This window comes from Streptomyces sp. TRM49041 (assembly GCF_008271805.1).
Classification (GTDB): Bacteria; Actinomycetota; Actinomycetes; order Streptomycetales; family Streptomycetaceae; genus Streptomyces.
In genome coordinates this window covers 17405-37202 of the sequence record NZ_VSRY01000057.1, presented here as the reverse complement: position 1 = coordinate 37202, position 19798 = coordinate 17405, and the positions used below count along the sequence as shown (strand labels likewise).

At 71.8% G+C, this 19798-nt stretch carries 20 protein-coding genes; 13 read left to right on the top strand and 7 right to left on the bottom strand.

The features are described 5' to 3' along the window. Positions 1-116 precede the first annotated feature (116 nt). The 6 genes from FVS66_RS02935 (at position 117) to FVS66_RS02910 (ending at position 5045) form a co-directional block, all read left to right on the top strand. Positions 117-893: a metallophosphoesterase gene (locus FVS66_RS02935; RefSeq protein ID WP_149179373.1), complete on the top strand. Its 777-nt coding sequence runs from the start codon at positions 117-119 to the stop codon at positions 891-893. Positions 894-952: 59 nt separating this feature from the next. Beyond that, positions 953-1402 carry an SRPBCC family protein gene (locus tag FVS66_RS02930; protein ID WP_149179372.1) on the top strand — a complete coding sequence of 150 codons (450 nt, stop codon included), beginning with the start codon at positions 953-955 and terminating at the stop codon, positions 1400-1402. A gap of 95 nt (positions 1403-1497) precedes the next feature. Next, complete coding sequence (locus FVS66_RS02925; RefSeq protein WP_149179371.1) at positions 1498-2643, top strand: ArsA family ATPase; 1146 nt, start codon at positions 1498-1500, stop codon at positions 2641-2643. A gap of 33 nt (positions 2644-2676) precedes the next feature. Next, the gene (locus FVS66_RS02920) at positions 2677-3201 is read left to right on the top strand and encodes a DUF5304 domain-containing protein (protein ID WP_149179370.1); all 525 of its coding nucleotides are present in this window, start codon (positions 2677-2679) and stop codon (positions 3199-3201) included. A 77-nt stretch (positions 3202-3278) separates the two neighbouring features. After that, positions 3279-4220 carry an ROK family glucokinase gene (locus FVS66_RS02915; protein ID WP_149179369.1) on the top strand — a complete coding sequence of 314 codons (942 nt, stop codon included), beginning with the start codon at positions 3279-3281 and terminating at the stop codon, positions 4218-4220. Between the two features lie 66 nt (positions 4221-4286). Continuing rightward, positions 4287-5045, top strand: coding sequence for an endonuclease/exonuclease/phosphatase family protein (locus FVS66_RS02910; RefSeq protein WP_149179368.1), 759 nt, complete (start codon positions 4287-4289; stop codon positions 5043-5045). A gap of 17 nt (positions 5046-5062) precedes the next feature. On the opposite strand, the gene FVS66_RS02905 is transcribed toward FVS66_RS02910, so the two are convergent. Both FVS66_RS02905 and FVS66_RS02900 read right to left on the bottom strand, forming a co-directional pair. Continuing rightward, positions 5063-5872 carry a hypothetical protein gene (locus FVS66_RS02905; RefSeq protein ID WP_149179367.1) on the bottom strand — a complete coding sequence of 270 codons (810 nt, stop codon included), beginning with the start codon at positions 5870-5872 and terminating at the stop codon, positions 5063-5065. Continuing rightward, positions 5865-6668, bottom strand: coding sequence for a carboxylesterase (locus tag FVS66_RS02900; protein WP_149179419.1), 804 nt, complete (start codon positions 6666-6668; stop codon positions 5865-5867). Before FVS66_RS02900 ends, FVS66_RS02905 begins: the two co-directional genes overlap by 8 nt. A gap of 193 nt (positions 6669-6861) precedes the next feature. Between FVS66_RS02900 and FVS66_RS02895 the strand changes: the two genes are divergently transcribed. The 4 genes from FVS66_RS02895 (at position 6862) to FVS66_RS02880 (ending at position 10598) form a co-directional block, all read left to right on the top strand. Continuing rightward, positions 6862-7566, top strand: coding sequence for a lysophospholipid acyltransferase family protein (locus FVS66_RS02895; RefSeq protein WP_149179418.1), 705 nt, complete (start codon positions 6862-6864; stop codon positions 7564-7566). Positions 7567-7628: 62 nt separating this feature from the next. Next, positions 7629-8828 carry a MacS family sensor histidine kinase gene (gene macS / locus FVS66_RS02890; protein WP_149179366.1) on the top strand — a complete coding sequence of 400 codons (1200 nt, stop codon included), beginning with the start codon at positions 7629-7631 and terminating at the stop codon, positions 8826-8828. After that, positions 8825-9499: a response regulator transcription factor gene (locus FVS66_RS02885; RefSeq protein WP_149179365.1), complete on the top strand. Its 675-nt coding sequence runs from the start codon at positions 8825-8827 to the stop codon at positions 9497-9499. Before macS ends, FVS66_RS02885 begins: the two co-directional genes overlap by 4 nt. A 103-nt stretch (positions 9500-9602) precedes the next feature. Next, entirely contained in the window at positions 9603-10598 is a 996-nt protein-coding gene (locus tag FVS66_RS02880; RefSeq protein ID WP_149179364.1) for a 2-hydroxyacid dehydrogenase, read from the top strand. A 67-nt stretch (positions 10599-10665) separates the two neighbouring features. Here FVS66_RS02880 and FVS66_RS02875 read toward each other — a convergent pair whose 3' ends face one another. The 3 genes from FVS66_RS02875 to FVS66_RS02865 all read right to left on the bottom strand — a co-directional run bounded on the left by FVS66_RS02875 (position 10666) and on the right by FVS66_RS02865 (position 15658). After that, a complete protein-coding gene (locus FVS66_RS02875; protein WP_149179363.1) occupies positions 10666-12555 on the bottom strand; it encodes an anthranilate synthase family protein in 1890 nt (629 codons plus the stop codon). 96 nt (positions 12556-12651) lie between these two features. After that, on the bottom strand, positions 12652-12708 hold the full coding sequence (locus FVS66_RS36725; protein ID WP_138057791.1) for a trp operon leader peptide: 57 nt from the start codon (positions 12706-12708) through the stop codon (positions 12652-12654). Between the two features lie 112 nt (positions 12709-12820). Continuing rightward, positions 12821-15658: an N-acetylmuramoyl-L-alanine amidase gene (locus FVS66_RS02865; RefSeq protein ID WP_149179362.1), complete on the bottom strand. Its 2838-nt coding sequence runs from the start codon at positions 15656-15658 to the stop codon at positions 12821-12823. Between the two features lie 180 nt (positions 15659-15838). On the opposite strand from FVS66_RS02865, the gene FVS66_RS02860 reads away from it, so the two are divergent. Then, positions 15839-17194 (top strand): class II 3-deoxy-7-phosphoheptulonate synthase, encoded by a 1356-nt coding sequence (locus tag FVS66_RS02860; RefSeq protein WP_149179361.1) that lies wholly within the window; start codon positions 15839-15841, stop codon positions 17192-17194. 169 nt (positions 17195-17363) lie between these two features. Further along, positions 17364-17633: a (2Fe-2S)-binding protein gene (locus FVS66_RS02855; RefSeq protein ID WP_149179360.1), complete on the top strand. Its 270-nt coding sequence runs from the start codon at positions 17364-17366 to the stop codon at positions 17631-17633. Here FVS66_RS02855 and bfr read toward each other — a convergent pair. Beyond that, positions 17630-18109 (bottom strand): bacterioferritin, encoded by a 480-nt coding sequence (gene bfr, locus FVS66_RS02850; protein ID WP_149179359.1) that lies wholly within the window; start codon positions 18107-18109, stop codon positions 17630-17632. The genes FVS66_RS02855 and bfr overlap by 4 nt on opposite strands. A gap of 155 nt (positions 18110-18264) precedes the next feature. Here bfr and FVS66_RS02845 point away from each other — a divergent pair, with 155 nt between their 5' ends. Beyond that, complete coding sequence (locus FVS66_RS02845) at positions 18265-18897, top strand: sulfite oxidase-like oxidoreductase (protein WP_149179358.1); 633 nt, start codon at positions 18265-18267, stop codon at positions 18895-18897. Between the two features lie 49 nt (positions 18898-18946). Here the strand turns inward: FVS66_RS02845 and FVS66_RS02840 are convergent, their stop codons facing one another. Next, complete coding sequence (locus tag FVS66_RS02840; protein ID WP_149179357.1) at positions 18947-19795, bottom strand: deoxyribonuclease IV; 849 nt, start codon at positions 19793-19795, stop codon at positions 18947-18949. Positions 19796-19798 lie beyond the last annotated feature (3 nt).

The window sequence follows — 19798 nt, the reverse complement described above, 5'->3', positions numbered from 1 at the left end:
ATGTTCTCTGCGTCACACATCATTTGCACTGCTTCGCGCACAGTAGTCCACTCGTGTCGCGACTAGAAAGTAACCGCAGGTCCAACCCCCCGCGACGGGCCGTAAGGTGGGGAGGCATGCGAGTTCATGTGGTCAGTGACGTGCACGGGAACGCCCAGGACCTGGCCAAGGCCGGGGATGGCGCCGACGCCCTGATCTGCCTCGGTGACCTGGTGCTCTTCCTCGACTACGCGGACCACTCCCGCGGCATCTTCCCCGACCTGTTCGGCGTCGGGAACGCCGACCGGATCGTCGCCCTGCGCACCGCCCGCCGCTTCGAGGAGGCGCGCGCCTTCGCCCGGGACCTCTGGGCGGAGCTCGCCCGGCGGGGCGTCGACCGGGCCACCGCCATCGAGTCGGCCGTCCGCACCCAGTACGCCGAACTGTTCGCCGCCTTCCCGACGCCCACGTACGCCACCTACGGCAACGTGGACGTCCCCGCTCTCTGGCCCGAGTACGTCCGACCCGGCACCACGGTCCTCGACGGCGAGCGTGTCGAGATCGGCGGCCTCGTCTTCGGCTTCGTGGGCGGTGGCCTCCCCTCACCCATGCGCACCCCGTACGAGATTCCCGAGGAGGAGTACGCGGCCAAGGTCGAGGCGCTCGGCGAGGTCGACGTCCTGTGCTCGCACATCCCACCGGACGTGCCGGAGCTGACATACGACACGGTGGCCCGCCGCTTCGAGCGGGGCAGCGGCGCCCTGCTCGACGCCATCCACCGGGTCCGCCCCCGCTACGCCCTCTTCGGCCACGTCCACCAGCCGCTGGCGGGGCGCATGCGGGTCGGCGCGACGGAGTGCGTGAACGTGGGCCACTTCGCGGCGGCCGGGACGCCCTGGGCCCTGGAATGGTGAGGTACGGGGCACGCGATAGCCTTCCCCCACGTATCGAGCCCTCCGGAGGAGCCACAGCGATGGCGGAACACACCAGTTCGAGCATCACGATCGAGGCGGCACCGGTCGAGGTCATGGGAGTGATCGCCGACTTCGCGCGCTACCCGGAGTGGACGGGCGAGGTCAAGGAGGCCGAGGTCCTCGCCAAGGACGACTCCGGCCGCGCCGAACAGGTCCGCCTGCTGCTCGACGCGGGCGCGATCAAGGACGACCACACCCTGGCGTACACCTGGACCGGCGAGCACGAGGTGAGCTGGACCCTCGTCAAGTCCCAGATGCTCCGCGGCCTCGACGGCTCCTACACCCTCACACCACTCGGCGACGGCACCCGCACCGAGGTCACCTACCAGCTCACCGTGGACGTCAAGATCCCCATGCTCGGCATGATCAAGCGCAAGGCCGAAAAGGTGATCATCGACCGAGCCCTGGCCGGCCTCAAGAAGCGCGTCGAATCCACCACCCTCGCCTGACGCGACCGGGGCGGGACCGGCCGGCGCGCTGAGCACCGGGCCCGGGCAGGCGGCGCCCGGCAGAGGTGTCGGTGCCCACCGGTACGGTGCATCCCATGCGTACGCTCCTTGTCACCGGCCCCGGCGGAGCCGGCCGAACCACCGTCGCCGCGGCCACAGCCCTGGGTGCCGCCCGCCGCGGCCGGAAGGTGCTGCTTCTGACCGCGGACCCGGTCGGCCACCTGGACCCGGCCGACGGGGCGACGCCCACGGTCCGGCGACTCGACCCCGCCACCCACTTCCGCGCGGAACTCCTCGCCCTCCAGGACCACGCCGCCCCGGCCCTCGAACTCCTCGGCGCCGCCCGCCTGGAGGAGGACGAGCTCACCGAACTCCCCGGCAGCGACCGCTTCGCGTACCTCAAGGCCCTCCGGGACGCCGCGCAGGGCGACTGGGACCTCCTCGTCGCCGACCTGCCCCCGCTGCGCGACGCCATCGCCCTCCTCGCCCTCCCCGAGCAGCTCCGCCGCTACCTCCGCCGGCTCCTGCCCCCGGAGCGCCAGGCAGCCCGCGCCCTGCGCCCCATGCTCGCCCAGCTCGCCGGCGTCCCCATGCCCGCCGACTGGCTCTACCGCACCGCCGCCCGCTGGGACGCCGAGCTGGCCGCCGTGCAAGACCTGATCGACACCCCGGACACCAGCGTCCGCCTCGTCGTCGAGCCCGGCCCGGCCGCGGCCGACGCGCTGCGCACCGCCCGCGCCGGCCTGGCCCTGCACCGCGTCGCACTCGACCCGGTCGTCGCCAACCGGGTGCTGCCCACCACCTCCCCCGACCCCTGGCTCGCCGCCCTCGCCGCCCAGCAGCAGACCCACCTCAAGGAGCTGTACGAGGGCGCCGCGCCCTCCGTACGGGAGGTGCCCCACCTCGGCCGCGACCCGCGCACCCCCGACGACCTGGCCCTCCTCGACGGCCCCGGCCCCGGCCCCGGCACGCCCGCCCCCGCCGCGGAGTGGACCGTCGAGGACCACCGCGCCACCGACGGCGTCCTGGTCTGGCGCATCCCGCTGCCCGGCGCCGCCAAACGGGACCTGGGCCTCGTCCGCCGCGGCGACGAACTCGTCCTCACCGTCGGCCCGTTCCGCCGCGTCGCGCCGCTCCCGTCCGCGCTGCGCCGCTGTACCGTCGCCGGGGCTGCTCTCGGCGACGGCGAGCTGCGCGTCAGGTTCGCCCCGGACCCGGGACTGTGGCCCCGTACTCCCTGAACAGTCATCCACCGTTCGGGTAACGTCGATGCCATGAGCGATGCCACCGACCGGCCCGGCCCCGAGGAAGACGTCTGGGCGCAGGCCTGCGCCGAGGATCTCGCGGCCGAGCGCGCCCGCCGCCGCGGCCACAGTGGCCCCCCGCCCGGCTCCGCCGCCGAGGAGCTGCGCAAGCTCGTCGACGCGGTCGCCGACAAGGTCTCCTCCCTCGGTACGCCCCTGCTCGGCGCCGGCGCCCAGAGCGCCGTCCGGCAGGTCGTCGCCCAGGCGAAGTCCGCGATCGAGCCGGTCGTCGAACGCAACCCGCAGGTCTTCGACCACCTCGCCGCCGCGGGCGGCGAGCTCCTCGCCGCGTACCGCTCCGCCGTCCAGGGCCACGAGCACCGCTGGACCCACGGCCCCGAGGACACCCGGGGCACCGGGGACACCGCGGACACCGGGGGCACCGGGGACACCGCGGACACCGGGGACACCGGGGGCACCGGGGACGACACCACCCGCGACGGCGGGAAGAAGGACGGGGGCACCGCGGGCAGCCAGCACATCGACCTGGACTGACCCCTTGAGGACCAGAGGGGCGCCCGCCCTCGGGTACGGTTGGGCATAGCGGGGCTCGACCGAAAACTGAGGGACACATGGGACTCACCATCGGCGTCGACATCGGCGGCACGAAGATCGCGGCCGGCGTGGTCGACGAAGAGGGCACCATTCTCGACACCCACAAGGTGCCCACCCCGTCGACACCCGAGGGCATCGTCGACGCGATCTGTGCGGCCGTCTCCGAGGCGGGCAAGGGCCATGACATCGAGGCCGTCGGCATCGGTGCGGCCGGGTACGTCGACGACAAGCGCGCGACCGTCCTCTTCGCGCCCAACATCGACTGGCGGCACGAGCCGCTGAAGGACAAGGTCGAGCAGCGCGCCGGCCTGCCCGTGGTCGTCGAGAACGACGCCAACGCCGCCGCCTGGGGCGAGTACCGCTTCGGCGCGGGCCAGGGCCACGACGACGTCATCTGCATCACGCTCGGCACCGGCCTGGGCGGCGGCATCATCATCGGCAACAAGCTGCGCCGCGGCCGCTTCGGCGTCGCCGCCGAGTTCGGCCACATCAGGGTCGTCCCGGACGGCCTCCTGTGCGGCTGCGGCAGCCAGGGCTGCTGGGAGCAGTACGCCTCCGGCCGCGCCCTCGTCCGGTACGCCAAGCAGCGTGCCAACGCCACGCCCGAGAACGCCGAGATCCTGCTGTCGCTGGGCGACGGCACCCCCGAGGGCATCCAGGGCAAGCACATCAGCGACGCCGCCCGCCGGGGCGACAAGGTGGCCGTCGACTCGTTCCGCGAGCTGGCCCGCTGGGCCGGCGCGGGCCTCGCCGACCTGGCCTCCCTCTTCGACCCGTCCGCGTTCATCGTCGGCGGCGGCGTCTCCGACGAGGGCGAGCTGGTCCTCGACCCGATCCGCAAGTCCTTCCGCCGCTGGCTCGTCGGCGGCAAGTACCGCCCGCACGCCCAGGTCCTCGCCGCCCAGCTCGGCGGCAAGGCCGGCCTGGTCGGCGCCGCGGACCTCGCCCGCCAGGGCTGAGAAGCAACCGGCTCCCGCCCGCCGCGCCCCCACCGGACGCGGCGGGCGCTGTCGTATCGTGCCCGCATGGCGCCGCTCACCGCACTACCCGACTCCCGTACCGAGCCGGACGGTTCGGCCGTGGTCCGGGTGCTCAGCTACAACATCCGGTCGATGCGCGACGACGAGGAGGCCCTGGCCCGGGTCATCCGGGCGTGCGCGCCCGACGTCGTCCTCGTCCAGGAGGCGCCCCGCTTCTTCCGCTGGCGCACCCACGCGGCGCGGCTCGCCGCCAAGAGCGAGCTGGTGATGCTGGCGGGCGGCGCCCCCGCGTCCGGGCCGCTGCTGCTGTGCTCCCTGCGCGTCACGGTCGAGCGCACCGAGGACGTGCTGCTGCCGCTCACGCCCGGTCTGCATCGGCGGGGCTTCGCCACGGCGGTCGTCCGCGTCGGGGCCGCCCGGCTCGGGCTGCTCAGCTGCCATCTGAGCCTCCGTGCCGACGAGCGGTACGCGCAGGCGGGCATGCTCCTCGACCGGCTGGCCGCGCTCGACGCGCCGTACGCCGTCGCCGCCGGCGACATCAACGAGCGGCCCGGCGGCCACGCCTTCCGGCGGCTCGCCGCCGAACTCCAGGACTGCTGGGCCGCACGCCCCTGGGGCGGTGAGTGCACCTCGACACCGGACGACCCGCGTCAGCGTATCGACGCCGTCTTCGCCACCCGGGGCATCGAGGTCCTCGGCTGCGGCGTGCCGGCCGGGCTGCCGGGCGTCACGGACACGGACCTGAGGGCGGCGACGGACCATCTGCCCGTACTCGCCGCCCTCCGCTTGCCGCCCGCACCCTGAGCCTCAGGGCGCGGGTGTCAGACGACCGCGCCCCGCCCGGGGTCGTCGTACTCGTCGTCGTCCCCGTCCTTCATCCGGGCCACCAGCGTGGCGAAGCCGCCGAGGAATCCACCGACGCACACGGTGGTCAGCCACCACGTCATCTCCCACTGGAGGAGCACGGCGACCAGCATCAGCACCGGCCCGCCCACCACACCCAGCCACGCGAACCTGGTCGCCGAGTCCGCCTCGGGCAGCGGCGGCGGCTCCGGCGGTACGAAGTGTCCCTCGTCGTCCTCTTCCTCGCTCCTGCCCTTGCCGGTGTTCTTGCCGGTGCCGGCACCGGCACCGGCGTCGTCGTCCGCGGGCTCGGCCAGCTCGTAGTCACGCGGGCCGCGGGTCGCACCGACGCCCGGAGCGAACACCACAGAGCTGCCCAGCGCGGGCCTGCCCTCCGGGGTGTCCTTCTCCGGCGTCCCGCCGTCGTCGCCCGCGTCATCGGCGGCGACCTCGGCGACCTCCTCCCGCTTCGCCCTGGTCCTGAACTTGTCGGGCTTGGCCTCGGGCGCCGCCTCCTCCAGCAGTGCCAGGTCCTCGACCGACCGGAACGGCTTCGCGCCCGGCGGGTCCGGCGGCTCATCGCCGTACCCGGCGATGATCGCCGCCCAGGCCGCGTCCTCGTCGAGCCGCCGTTCCTCGCCCTCGCCGGGGCGCTCCGAGGAGCCCTGCCCGGCCTGCCCGTCAAGGCCGCCGGCGCCGTCCGGCCGCCGCTGGGCGTCCCGCCGGCCCTCGGGACCGTCCTGCCGGTCCCGGTGCTCCCCGCGGTCCGCGTCGTGCTGCTCAGCCACCGGTCGCGCTCCCCTCCTTGTCCCTGCCCTGGGCGGCGCTCGGGCCGTACCCCGGAGCGAAGCGGCCGATGAACGCGTGGCTCTCCTCGAAGATCCGCTCCGCGTCATGGTCCAACGTCGCCACGTGGTAGCTCTGTTCCAGCAGGATCTCCGTCACGTCCGTGGAGGAGATACGGCTCAGGATGCGCGCCGAGTCGGCGGCCGGCACCACATGGTCCTGCGGGGAGTGCAGCAGCACCACCGGCTGCGTCACCTGCGGCAGCTCACCGTCCACGACGCGCAGAAACTGGCGCAGCGAGTGCGCGGCGTGCAGCGGCACCCGGTCGTAGCCGACCTCGTCCACACCTTCCTTCGCGATGTCGTTGGCCAGGCCGGCCGTCGACGCGAGGAGGTGCCGGACGACCGGCAGGGCGTGCGCCGCGACGCCGTGCATCTTGTTCGCCGGGTTCACCAGGACGATGCCGGAGACCGCGTCACCGTGCCGGGCGGCCAGCCGCAGTGTGAGCGCGCCGCCCATGGAGAGCCCGAAGACGAAGACCTTCTCGCAGTGGCGCCGCAGCGCGCGCAGCTCGCGGTCCACCTCCGCGTACCAGTCCTGCCAGCTGGTGACCTGCATGTCCTGCCAGCGTGTGCCGTGCCCGGGCAGCAGCGGCAGCGACACGGTCAGTCCGCGCTCCGCCAGATACTCGGCCCACGGGCGCATCGAGGCCGGGGAACCGGTGAAGCCGTGGCAGAGGAGTACGCCGACGTCTCCGCCCTCGTGGCGGAACGGCTCGGCTCCAGGAAGGACCGGCACGGGGGTCTCCTGTTCGGGTTCGGTGGGGCTTGCGGACATGTGTACTTCACCGTACGCGACCGGACTGACACCGACCAGGGCCGTCACCCCCGTAACAGCGGCCGGGGAGCGGACGGAAGGGATCAGCGGGCGCCGCACGGGTTATGGTCTGATCGACGGAACACAGGAGGAACACGAGTTGATCTACGGCGCTATGAAGTTCTCCATCGGAGGGACGCTGAAGCTCGCCTTCAGGCCCTGGGTGGAGGGCCTCGAGAACATTCCCGCCGAGGGGCCGGCGATCCTCGCGAGCAACCACCTGTCGTTCTCCGACTCCTTCTTCCTGCCGGCGGTCCTCGACCGCAAGGTCACCTTCATCGCGAAGGCCGAGTACTTCACCTCGCCCGGTGTGAAGGGCAAGCTCACCGCGGCGTTCTTCAAGGGCGTCGGCCAGCTCCCGGTGGACCGCTCCGGTGCCCGGGGAGCGGGCGACGCCGCCATCCGCAGCGGCATCGACGTCATCGAGCGCGGTGAGCTGTTCGGCATCTACCCGGAGGGCACCCGCTCGCCGGACGGGCGGCTCTACCGCGGCAAGACCGGCGGCCTCGCGCGCGTGGCGCTGGCCACGGGCGCGCCGGTCATCCCGATCGCCATGATCGACACCGAGAAGATCCAGCCGCCCGGCAAGGTCGTCCCGAAGCTGATGCGCCCGGGCATCCGCATCGGCAAGCCCCTGGACTTCAGCCGCTACCAGGGCATGGACAGCGACCGCTTCATCCTGCGCTCCGTCACCGACGAGGTGATGTACGAGATCATGAAGCTCTCGGGCCAGGAGTACGTCGACATCTACGCCACGGTCGCCAAGCGGCGCATCGCCGAGGCGGAGAAGGCCGCCAAGGCGGCGGGCAAGGCCGAGTAGCGACTCGCACGGACCGGTGCGCGCACGGCGCGCGCCGTATGTGCGCGTGGGGGGTGGGGGAGATGGCCAGACGCGAGCGAGTGGTCCGCATGTCCGTGGAGCAGCCGCTCTGGCGCGCGCTCACCGCGTACCGCGTCCTCACCATGGTCTACGCCGATCTGCTCTTCGCCTTCAAGAGCGGCGATTTCGAGCGGCCCTGGGTGGGTGTCGGCTTCCTCGCCGTGCTGAGCGTGTGGACGCTGGCCACCCTCCCCAAGGTGTCCGGCGCCGCCCGCTGCACCAAGCGCTTCCTCGTCGCCGACCTCACCATCGCCCTCACCGGCATCCTCCTCACCCCGCTCGCCGACGCCCAGGCCCAGCTCCAGGACGGGCCCACCCTGCCGACGATCTGGACGGCCGGCGCGGTCCTCGCGTACGCCATCAAGGGCGGCTGGCGCTGGGCCGCGGCCGCCTCCTCCCTGGTCGCCGCGGCCAACATCGTCGAGCGCGGCGAGCCCAGCCGCGACACCCTCCACAACGTCCTCCTCGTGTGGGTCGCCTCCATCGCCATCGGCTACGTCGTCGAGGTCGCCCGCGCCTCCGAGCGCACCCTCGCCCGCGCCCTGGAGATCGAGGCCGCCACCCGAGAACGGGAGCGGCTGGCCCGCGACATCCACGACTCGGTCCTCCAGGTGCTCGCCATGGTCCAGCGCCGCGGCACCGCCCTCGGCGGCGAGGCGGCCGAGCTCGGGCGGATGGCCGGGGAGCAGGAGGTCGCCCTGCGCTCCCTCGTCGCCGGCGGGCTGAGCCGCCCGTCGCATGTGTCGGAGGACGAGTCGCAGGGCGCGGTCGTACGGATGGTGGACGAACCCGAGGAGGACGGGCAGCACGATCTGCGGACCCTGCTCACCCCGCACGCCGGATCCCGCGTGACCTTCGCCGAACCGGGCGCGCCCGTGCTGCTGCCCCGCCCCGCCGCCGCCGAGCTGGCAGCCGCTGTCGGTGCAGCCCTGGACAATGTACGCAGGCACGCGGGCCCGGACGCCCGGGCGTGGATCCTCGTCGAGGACTGGCCGGACGAGGTCGTCGTGACGGTACGCGACGACGGTCCGGGCATCCCGGAGGGGCGCCTCGCCCAGGCGGAGAGCGAGGGGCGGCTGGGGGTCGCCCAGTCCATCCGCGGAAGGCTGCGGGATCTGGGCGGGACGGCGGACCTGGTCTCGGTCCCCGGCCAGGGCACGGAAGTCGAGTTGAAGGTCCCACGGGGGAAGGCGGAACGATGACGGAACAGCCGATCAAGGTGATGGTGGTCGACGACCACCCCATGTGGCGTGACGCGGTCGCCCGCGACCTGGCCGAGGCCGGGTTCGACGTGGTCGCCACGGCCGGCGACGGCGACCAGGCCGTACGCCGCGCCCTCGCCACCACGCCCGACGTGCTGGTCCTCGACCTGAACCTGCCGGGCAAGCCGGGCGTCCAGGTCTGCAAGGAACTCGTCGGCGGCGGCGACCTGCGGGTGCGGGTCCTCGTCCTCTCCGCGAGCGGCGAGCACGCCGACGTCCTGGAGGCCGTGAAGTCCGGCGCGACGGGCTATCTGCTGAAATCGGCCAGCACGGAGGAGCTGCTGGACGCGGTACGCCGTACGGCCGTGGGCGACCCCGTCTTCACGCCGGGCCTCGCGGGACTGGTGCTGGGCGAGTACCGCCGCCTGGCCGCCGAGCCCGCGCCCGGGCCGGGCGCCTCCGAGCCCGACGCCCCCCGCCTCACCGACCGCGAGACGGAGGTCCTCCGCCTCGTCGCCAAGGGCCTCGGCTACAAGCAGATAGCCGAACGCCTGGTCATCTCCCACCGCACCGTGCAGAACCACGTCCAGAACACCCTGGGAAAACTCCAGCTCCACAACCGCGTCGAGCTCGTCCGCTACGCCATCGAGCGCGGCCTGGACGAGGCGTAACCGGTCTGTCGGCCCCCGGCGGGGGACCTCCGGCCCGGGGCGGGGTGCCCGCTACCGCCGTATATTCGCGGTACCGGCACGCCCCACAGACCAGGAGGCCCCCGTGGACGTCCTCGCATTCGGCGTACAGGCCGACGAGAAGCCGCTCCTGGAGCGCGCCTTCAAGGACCGGCACCACCTCCACTGCCTGGACGTCTTCCTGACGGAGGACACGGCGCCCCTCGCCGCCGGTCACGAGGCCATCTCCACCAGCGTCAACGCCGACCTGGGCGCCGGCGTCCTGCGCACCCTCGCCGCCGGCGGCACCCGGATGGTCGCCCAGCGCTCCACCGGCTTCAACAACATCGATCTAGACGTCGCCCACGACCTCGGCCTCACCGTCGCCCGCGTCTCGTACTACTCCCCGTACTCCGTCGCCGAGTTCGCCTGGACCCTCGCCATGGCGGTGAACCGCCGCATCGTCCGAGCCGCCCACCGCACCCGCGACTTCGACTTCCGCCTCGACGGCCTGCTGGGCCGGGACATGCGGGGCCTTACCGTCGGCGTGCTCGGCACCGGCAAGATCGGTGAGGCGTTCACCCGGATCGCGCAAGGCTTCGGCACACGCCTCCTCGGCTGGGACATCGTCCAGAACCCGGCGTGCCTGGACCTCGGTATGAAGTACGTCGACAAGGACGAACTCCTCGCCGCCGCCGACCTGATCAGCCTGCATGTGCCGCTGCTGCCCGCGACCCACCACCTCATCGACGCGGCCGCCCTCAAGGCGATGAAGGACGACGCGATCCTGGTGAACTCCAGCCGCGGCGGCCTCATCGACACCGACGCCCTCGTCGCCGAGCTGCGCGCGGGCCGCTTCACCGGGGTGGGCCTTGACGTGTACGAGGCGGAGGCCGGGCTGTTCTACCTCGACAAGTCCCTGGTGGGCATCGGCGACGACACCCTGGCCAGGCTGATGACCTTCCCGAACGTGCTGGTCACCAGCCACCAGGCGTACTACACGGCCGACGCGGTCGGCGAGATCGTCGCGACGACGGTGCGGAACATCACCGACTACGCCGAGGGCCGCCGCAACGAGAACGTGCTGGTCCCGGCCGGCTGAAGCCGACTGCTTCCGCAGCCGGGGGGAGCACGCGCCGTGCGGGCGGGGTCTCGCGGGTGGGTGAGGGTCACGCCGGACGGAGCGGCGACGGTGCCAGCAGCTCGGAGACGATCGCCGGACCGTTCAGCGTCAGCACGGACTCCGGATGGAACTGCACCGACGCGAAACCCGCACCGCGCAGCGCGTGCACCTCGCCCGTCGCCGGACACCGGCCCACTTCGACATGGAGCGCCGCCAGCTCCCGGGCAGCCTCGTCGTCGCAGCGCGCCACGAAGCTGTTGTAGAAGCCGACGGTCTCCGTCCGCCCGAAGAGATCGATGCTCGTCTGGGCCCCCTGGTACGGCACCTGCTTCCGCACGATCTCGAGGCCCAGCTCCGCCGCGATCAGCTCGTGCCCGAGGCAGACGCCCAGCACGCCGTACCGGTGGCCGCGGAGGACATCGGCGGTCAGCCCCCGCAGGGCCCGCATCTTCGGGTCGGCCGGGTCCCCGGGGTCGCCCGGCCCGGGCCCCAGCACCACCGGGCCCTCGTGCGCCGACACCGCCTCGCGCAGCCCCGGCTCGTCGAAGCGCCGTACCGTGACCTCCAGACCCGACGAGCGCAGCAGATGCGCCAGCATCGACGTGAACGTGTCCTCCGCGTCGACCACCAGCGCGTGCCCGTGCGGCTCGGCGGGCATCTCCTGCATCTTCAGCCAGAACGGCGCCAGATCCGCGCGCCGGCCGTCCAGCGCCGCCCGCACCCGCGGGTCGTCGGCCAGCCGCGGCGGCCGGGCGGACTCCTCACGCGGCCGCCCCGGCCGTACTCCGAGCGCCGCCAGGACACCCGCCGCCTTCGCATGGGTCTCGGCGACCTCGCCCGCCGGGTCGGAGTGGCGCACCAGGGTCGCGCCGACCGGCACCCGCAGCCCGCCGTCGGCGTCGATGTCGGCCGTACGGATCAGGATGGGCGAGTCCAGCGTCTGCGCGCCGCCCGCGTCCGTACCGAGGAGGGCCAGCGCGCCCGCGTAGTAGCCGCGCCCGACACCGTCCGGCCCGAGAGGCTCATGGCGCTCGATGACGCGGCAGGCGTTCTGCACGGGTGACCCGGTGACGGTCGCCGCGAACATCGTCTCGCGCAGCACGTCCCTTACGTCCAGCGTGGACCGGCCGCGCAACTCGTACTCGGTGTGCGCGAGGTGGGCCATCTCCTTCAGCCGGGGCCCGACCACGACACCGCCCATGTCGCCGACGGTGCACATCATCTTCAGCTCCTCGTCGACGACCATGGACAGTTCGTCGGTCTCCTTGCGGCTGCCGAGGAACGTCAGCAGGTCCTCCGGTGTCGGGCCGCCGGCCGGATAGCGGTACGTGCCGCTGATCGGGTTCATCACGACCGTGCCGCCCGACATCCGGACGTGCACCTCGGGGCTGGCCCCGACGAGGGTGCGGTCGCCGGTGTGCACGACGAACGTCCAGTACGCGCCCCGCTCACCGGCCAGCAGCCGGCGGAACAGCGCCAGGGCGTCGGCCCGCCCGAAGCCCGGGACACGCCCGGTGTACGTACGGCGGATGACGAAGTTCGCCCCTTCACCGCGCCCGATCTCGTCCTCGACGACCCGCCGGACGATTCCGGCGTACGCGTCGTCCGGCACGTCGAAACCGCCGTCCTCGACCCGTACGTCGTGCGTGGGCAGCTGCTCCAGGGCCTCGGCGAGCGGCAGTTCGTACGACTCGTCGGCGATCAGCACGGACAGCGGGGTGCCGTCGTCACGGACGTCGAAGCCGCGCTCCCGCAGCTGCCGGAACGGCACGAGGGCCAGCGCGGGGCGTTCCCCGACGGGGAGGTCGGCCAGTCTCTCCACCTCGTGGACGGCGCCGACGAGGACCTCGACGGTGTCGTGGTCGCGGCCCGGTGTACGGCGGCGGAGCAGGGCGAAGGGCGGGCAGGCGGGGTTCAGCAGTGTGCTGAGGTGCATCCGTGGTGTTCCTTCCGTGGTGGGGAGGAACGGCCCGTACCGAACGGGAGAAGGCCGCCCCTCGGGCGGCCTTCGCGTGTCGTGTGCGCGCGTCGATCAGTGGGCCGCCGGATGAGCGGTCCACCACCGGTTCTGGGTCGTCTGCGCGAACATGGCGCCGACCCTAACGCATCCGCCCGCGGCGCCGCAGCACGTCCCGTGGAACAGGACGGCCGCGGTGCCGCGGGCGGTGCGGTGCGGGTGCGGTGCGGTGTGAGTGGGCAGGTCAGATCAGCGAGTCGTAGATCTGCCAGCCCCGCCCGATGTACGACCGGGCCGCGAACGGCGAGGTCGCGCTGCCGGTGCCGTGGTAGAACCACAGGTCACCGTCGGGCTCCCGGGCGATCAGGTCCGGCCGGCCGTCCTTGTCGAGGTCGCTCGGACCGCGCAGGATGTCGTAGATCTGCCAGCCCCGGCCGACCGACGTGCGCGCTGCGTACGGCGCGGACGCGTTGCCGGTGCCCCGGTAGAGCCACAGATAGCCCGATCCGTCACGGGCGACCAGGTCCGGCCTGCCGTCGCCGGTGATGTCCCCGGTGTCGGTCAGGGCGTCGTAGATCTGCCAGCCCCGGCCGATGGACACCCGCGCCTCGAAGGGCGCCGAGGTGCTGCCGGTGCCCTTGTAGAGCCACAGGTAGCCGGAGCCGTCGCGCGCGATCAGGTCGGCGACGCCGTCGCCGGTCAGGTCACGGGCGCCGCTGAGCATGTTGTAGATCTGCCAGCCGCGGCCCACCACGGCGCGCCGCTGGAACGGCGCGGACGGGTTGCCGCTGCCCTTGTAGTACCAGAGGTAGCCGGAGCCGTCGCGGGCGACCATGTCGCCGGTGCCGTCGGCGCGCAGCGCCGTGAGGGTCGTGATCGCGTCGTACGCGCCCCAGCCGCTGCCGACGCGGTAGCGGGTGAAGAACGGCGAGGTCGCGCCACCGGTGCCCTGGTACTGCCACAGCACGCCCGAGGAGTCACGCGCGAGTGTGTTGTAGCGGTTCGTGCCCGGGTCGGGTGCGGTGCTGCTCACGAGCTCGACCTCGGACGCCTTGACCCAGGCGAGCCGGTGGTTGTAGCGGATCGGGTAGAACGAGTTGCTGCCCTGGACCAGCGTGCGGGAGCCTTCCCCGCTGCCGTCGTACAGGCCGCCGTAGTAGTACGTGCCGGGCACGGCCGGGCCGGCCTTGGTGTACAGCTGTCCGGCGGGGAGGTCGTACTTCGTCAGGTACGCGGTGTTCTGGCTCTGGACCGGTACCCCGGTGCCCGTGTACGCGGCGTCGTCCGGGTAGGCGCGCCCGTACACCTTGACGTCCACGCCCGCCTTCGCCCTCAGCACGGTCTGCGATCCGGTGCCGACGGGCGCGGTGAACTGGCCGCCCGGGTTGTGGAACCACGCCTTCTGGCCGCCGTACCAGATCGCCGTCCAGTTGTTCCGTGCCTCGGCGACGACGTACGTGCTGCCGGCGACGACCTTGTTGGCCCAGTTCCAGCCCTCGGTCCAGGTCTGCGTACCGAGGTAAGGGTCGCTGAGCGTGCTGGAGCCGGTCGAGGGGGAGGTGTAGAGGTAGCCGAAGTTCGCGGGCTGCGTGGCGACCGCGGCGCCGTTGTTCGTCAGCTTCGGCTGGTTCGCCGTGGTGAACGGCGGTACGACGCGGACGAGCTGCCCGGCCCTGAGCGGGCCGCCGGCGCCGTCGGCACCCGTGCGTGCGCCGATCAGCTCCATGTAGTGGTTCCAGTCCCAGAACGGGCCCGGGTCCCAGTGCTGGGAGCGGACCTTGGTGTCCAGGACGCCCGGGATCTCGTCGTGGCCGATGATGTGCTCACGGTCCAGCGGGATGTCGTACTTGGCCGCCAGGTGCTTCACCAGCGCCGCGGAGGACTCGTACTGCGGCTCGGTGTACCAGCTGCCCGCCTTGATGGCGTAGCCCTCGTGCTCGATGCCGATCGAGTGCATGTTGAGGGTCTTGTTGCCCGCGTGCCACGCCTCGTTCTTGTTCTCCACCATCTGGGTGACCAGACCGTCGGAGGCGCGGATCATGTAGTGGGCGCTGGCGTACGTGTTGGAGTTCTGGAAGACCGCCAGCGATCCGTCGTAGCTGCCCTCCGTGTCGTGGATGGCGATGTAACGGATGTCGTGTCCGCCGGCCGGGCGGCCGGCGACGTTGTAGTTGCCCCAGTCGTCCGGGCCGCTGTTCTGCTTGTACGCGGCCGGGCGGAAGTCGCAGTTCAGGCCGGTCGGGCAGTCGGGGGCCGGGACGGCGGTGGTGCTCGCGAAGGTCGCGGCGAGCGGCACCTTCGACGGCTTGACCGGCTTCACGGACCGGTCGGCCGGGAGCGAGAGCTGCTGGCCGTCCACGGTGACCCGGCGCTCACCGGTCCTGATCGACTCGAAGACGCGCTTGGCGAAGAGGTCGGCGCCCTTGCGGTCGGGTGCCTGGCTGTAACGGGCGACGGCCCCGTACCACTGGCCCGGGCTGTCGGGCAGCGAGCCGGTGGCCTCGCGCTGGTACTTGGCGAGCAGCGCCGCGCCCGCGCGGATGCTCTGCCCGGGGTCGGTCCGCACCGACTCCGGCGACGCGTCGATCAGCTCGGCGGCCTCGTCCAGCGTGTGCAGCCGCGGGTCGTCGGTGTCGACGGGCTTCTCGCGGACGGACTTCAGCGCCTTCTCGGCGTCGAAGTGCTTCTCGACGTTCGGGTCGCCGCTCCGGTTCATGTGCTCGAGCCGGTGCTCGTCGTCCTCGCCGTCGTGGCCGTCCGCGAGGTCCTCGGGGTCGACCTGCGTGAGGCCCATGACGTTGTAGGCGCCGGTGGTGCTGGGCAGTCCGTCGTGGCTCTCCCAGCGGGTCTGCCGGTACGACACCGCCATCAGGACGCTTTGAGGGACGTCGAACTCCCGTGCGGCCTTCTCGAAGTCCGTCTGCAGCTCGGCGGCCGGCGGCACCGCCTTGGGCTCGGACGAGCCCAGGAAGTCGGGCGATGCCACAGCCAGGGTGCCGACCGTCGTCGCGGCGGCCACGACGGAGGCGATTCCGTAGATGAGGAACTTCTTCTTGCGGTCTCTTCGATGGCCCGCGCTCAATTCCCACCCCTGGTATGTAGTTCTATCTTGAAGCTTGAAGAGCGCGTGACCCTACCAAACGTGGGGTGCGTCACCGTCACCGGGTCCCCGCCCGCTACGGCACCCGGGTGAGGGGAGGCCCTCGTCTCACTTTCTGAGCCGGTACATGGACATCTGTCCGGACCGCGTAATGTTGTCGAGGTGACCGTGAACGCTGATACCCACGCCGTCGCCGCCAAGGCGACCTGGCGAGACCTGCCCGCGGCGCAGCAGCCCGAGTACCCGGATGCCGAGGCTCTGCGCGATGTGATCGCGGACCTCGAGTCGTATCCGCCGCTCGTCTTCGCGGGCGAGTGCGACCAGCTGCGCGCCCGCTTGGGGGCTGTCGCCCGGGGTGAGGCGTTCCTCCTCCAGGGCGGCGACTGCGCCGAGTCCTTCGACGCCGTGGGCGCCGACGACATCCGCGCCAAGCTGAAGACGCTCCTCCAGATGGGCGCCGTGCTGACGTACGCCGCCTCGGTGCCCGTCGTGAAGGTGGGCCGGATCGCCGGCCAGTACTCGAAGCCGCGCTCCAAGCCCACCGAGACCCGCGACGGCGTGACGCTGCCGACGTACCGCGGCGACTCCGTCAACGGCTTCGACTTCACCGAAGAGGCCCGCGTCCCCGACCCGCAGCGGCTGAAGCGCATGTACCAGGCGTCGGCGTCGACGCTGAACCTGGTGCGCGCCTTCACCACCGGCGGTTACGCCGACCTGCGCCAGGTCCACGCCTGGAACCAGGACTTCGTGAAGTCCTCGCCGTCCGGCCAGCGCTACGAGCAGCTGGCCCGCGAGATCGACAACGCCCTCAACTTCATGAAGGCGTGCGGCACGGACCCGGCCGAGTTCCGTACCGTCGAGTTCTACGCCTCGCACGAGGCGCTGCTGCTCGACTACGAGTCGGCGCTCACCCGTGTGGACTCCCGCACCGGCGAGCTGTACGACACCTCCGGCCACATGGTCTGGATCGGTGAGCGCACCCGGCAGCTGGACCACGCGCACATCGAGTTCGCGTCGAAGATCCGCAACCCCATCGGGATCAAGCTCGGCCCGACCACTGCGGTCGACGAGGCCCTGACGTACATCGACCGCCTGGACCCGGAGCGGGAGCCCGGCCGGCTGACCTTCGTCGTCCGTATGGGTGCCGACAAGGTCCGCGACAAGCTGCCCGAGCTGGTCGAGAAGGTCACGGCGTCGGGTGCCACGGTCGCCTGGGTGACGGACCCGATGCACGGCAACACCTTCGAGGCGGCCTCCGGCCACAAGACGCGGCGCTTCGACGACGTCCTGGACGAGGTCAAGGGCTTCTTCGAGGTCCATAAGGCGCTGGGTACGCACCCGGGCGGCATCCATGTCGAGCTGACCGGCGACGATGTCACCGAGTGTGTGGGCGGAGGCGACGAGATCTTCGTCGACGACCTGCATCAGCGGTACGAGACGGCCTGTGACCCGCGGCTCAACCGCAGCCAGTCGCTGGACCTGGCCTTCCTGGTGGCGGAGATGTACCGGGACCAGTGATCTTGGCTTGAAAGAGCCTTGATACGCGCATGGGGCGCGGATCCATGTGATCCGCGCCCCATCGTCGTTTTCGCGGGCGCCCGGGCTTTCGCGACCCCCGGTTGGCGGGTAAGGTTAGGTTTGCCTCACCGGCCAACGGAGGGGTGTCGGCCCCAGGACCTGCAGGGAGGTGACCCGCGTGTACGTCTGCTCGTGCTTCGGTATCACCGAGACGCAGGTCAAGGAACACGCGGACGCCGGTGCCTGCACCCCCCGCCAGATTGCGTCGGCCTGCAAGGCGGGAACCGACTGCGGCTCGTGTGTGCGCCGCATCCAGGCCATCCTCGGCCGGGGCGCCTGCCCGCGGCGTGAGCTGCTGGACCAGGGTGAGCCGGCGCTGTCCGGGCTCGCGGACGTCCCGGAGTTCTCCGAGGCCGCCGCGCTCTCCGAAGCCGCCTAGCCCTCCGGCTGCTCGATCAGCTGGGCGATGTAGAGGGCCTCGCCGAGCTTGTCGACGAGCTCCAGCTGGGTGTCGAGGTAGTCGATGTGGTGCTCCTCGTCCGCCAGGATCGACTCGAAGATGTTGGCCGACGTGATGTCGCCCTTGTTGCGCATCAGCTCGATGCCGCGCCGCAGGCGGTCGATCGCCTCGACCTCGATCTGCCGGTCCGCCTGGAACATCTCCGTCACGGTCTGCCCCACCCGGACGTGGAACAGCCGCTGGTAGTTCGGCAGCCCCTCCAGAAACAGGATCCGGTCGGTGAGCACCTCGGCGTGCTTCATCTCGTCGAAGGACTCCGCGCGAGTGTATTTCGCGAGCTTCGTCCACCCGAAGTTGTCCTGCATCTTGGCGTGCAGGAAGTACTGGTTGATCGCGGTCAGTTCGGCGGTCAGCTGCTCGTTCAGGAACTCGATGACCTCGGGGTCGCCCTGCATGGCAGAGGCTCCTTCCACGTCAGTGAAGGGGCGGGATGCGCGCATCCTCGCACCGCGACGGAAGGCCGTCCAGTAAGTGCAGGCTTAGTAGGACTTGCCCGAATCGGTCTGGGCCCCGGTCGTGACCACCCCTCCCGGTCTGTCACCATTGAGTCATGGGTCAGCCGGAGAGCGAGGAACACCGGGCAGCAAGGGAGTCCACGCTTCCACCGGGACAGCGTCTGCAGCGCGGCTGGCCGGTCACGCACTACGGGCCCGTCCCCAAGTTCAGGCCGGAACGCTGGGAGTTCCGGGTCTTCGGCGCCACCGCGGACGGCGAGAAGCACTGCTGGACCCATGAGGAGTTCTCCGCGCTCCCGTTCTCCACGGTCGTGGCCGATCTGCACTGCGTCACGAAGTTCAGCATGCTCGCGGCCGAATGGGGGGGCGTCCCCGCGCGGACCATCCTGGAACTCGCCCCTCCGGCCCCGAACGTCACCCATGTGATGGTGTGGGCCGAGTACGGTTTCAGCGCCAACCTGCGGCTGACGGACTTCGCCTCCGAGCGCACGATCTTCGCCACCCACAAGGACGGTGAGCTGCTCACCGCCGAACACGGCTTCCCGCTCCGCCTGATCGTGCCGCACCTGTACGCCTGGAAGGGCCCCAAGTGGGTCCGCGGCGTCGAGTACATGACCGCCGACCGCCGCGGCTTCTGGGAGGAGCGCGGCTACCACAACATCGGCGACCCCTGGTCCGAGCAGCGTTACTCGTACCAGGAGGAGCCGGGGGACGGCCCGGAGCTCTGACTCCCGGACGACGAGCCCTGGCCGCTGCCCGGCACCGCGTCGGCGGGCGTCAGCGCAGGCCCTTCAGCCGGGCCACGTCCGCAGCGTGGCCCTCCTTCCCGCCCGGGGTCTCGATGATCAGAGGTACGCCCTCGGTCGCGGGGTGACGCATCAGCTCACGGAACGGCTCCTCGCCGATGTGGCCGGCGCCGATGTTCGCGTGCCGGTCCTTGTGCGCGCCGACCACGTCCTTGGAGTCGTTGGCGTGGATCAGCTTCAGCCGGCCCTCGCCGACCGTCTCCACCAGCAGGTCCAGCGTCTTGCGCATCCCGTGCGCGCCTGTCAGGTCGTGGCCCGCGGCGAAGATGTGGCAGGTGTCCAGGCAGACGCCCAGCCTGGGGTGGGCGTCGAGCGCCTCGAAGTACGGGCCGAAGTCCCATGTCGTGGAACAGAGCGAGGAGCCCTGCCCGGCCGTCGACTCCAGCAGCAGGAACGGGTCGTCGTCGTGCGTCAGCTCGTCCAGCAGCGGCAGCATCCGCTCCCGTACCTGGGCGAGCGCCTCCTCGCGGGGCCGCCCGCCGGTCGCCGAGCCGGTGTGCACGACGACACCCAGGGCGCCGATCGCGCGGCCGCGGCGCAGCGAGTGGCGGAGGGACTCCACCGACCGCTCGACGGTGGCCTCGGTGTGCGAGCCGAAGTTGATCAGGTAGGGGGCGTGGACATACGCGGGTATGCCCTCGGCGGCGCACCGCGCGCGGAAGAGCTCGTCCTGCGCGGGGTTGCCGGGAGGGGTCGCCCAGCCGCGCGGATTGGCGACGAAGACCTGGACGGTCTCGGCGCCGATCTCGCGGGCGTAGGCGAGGCCGGTCCTGGCCAGGCCGCCGGCCACGTGGACATGGCCGCCGACGGGGTTGCGCATGGG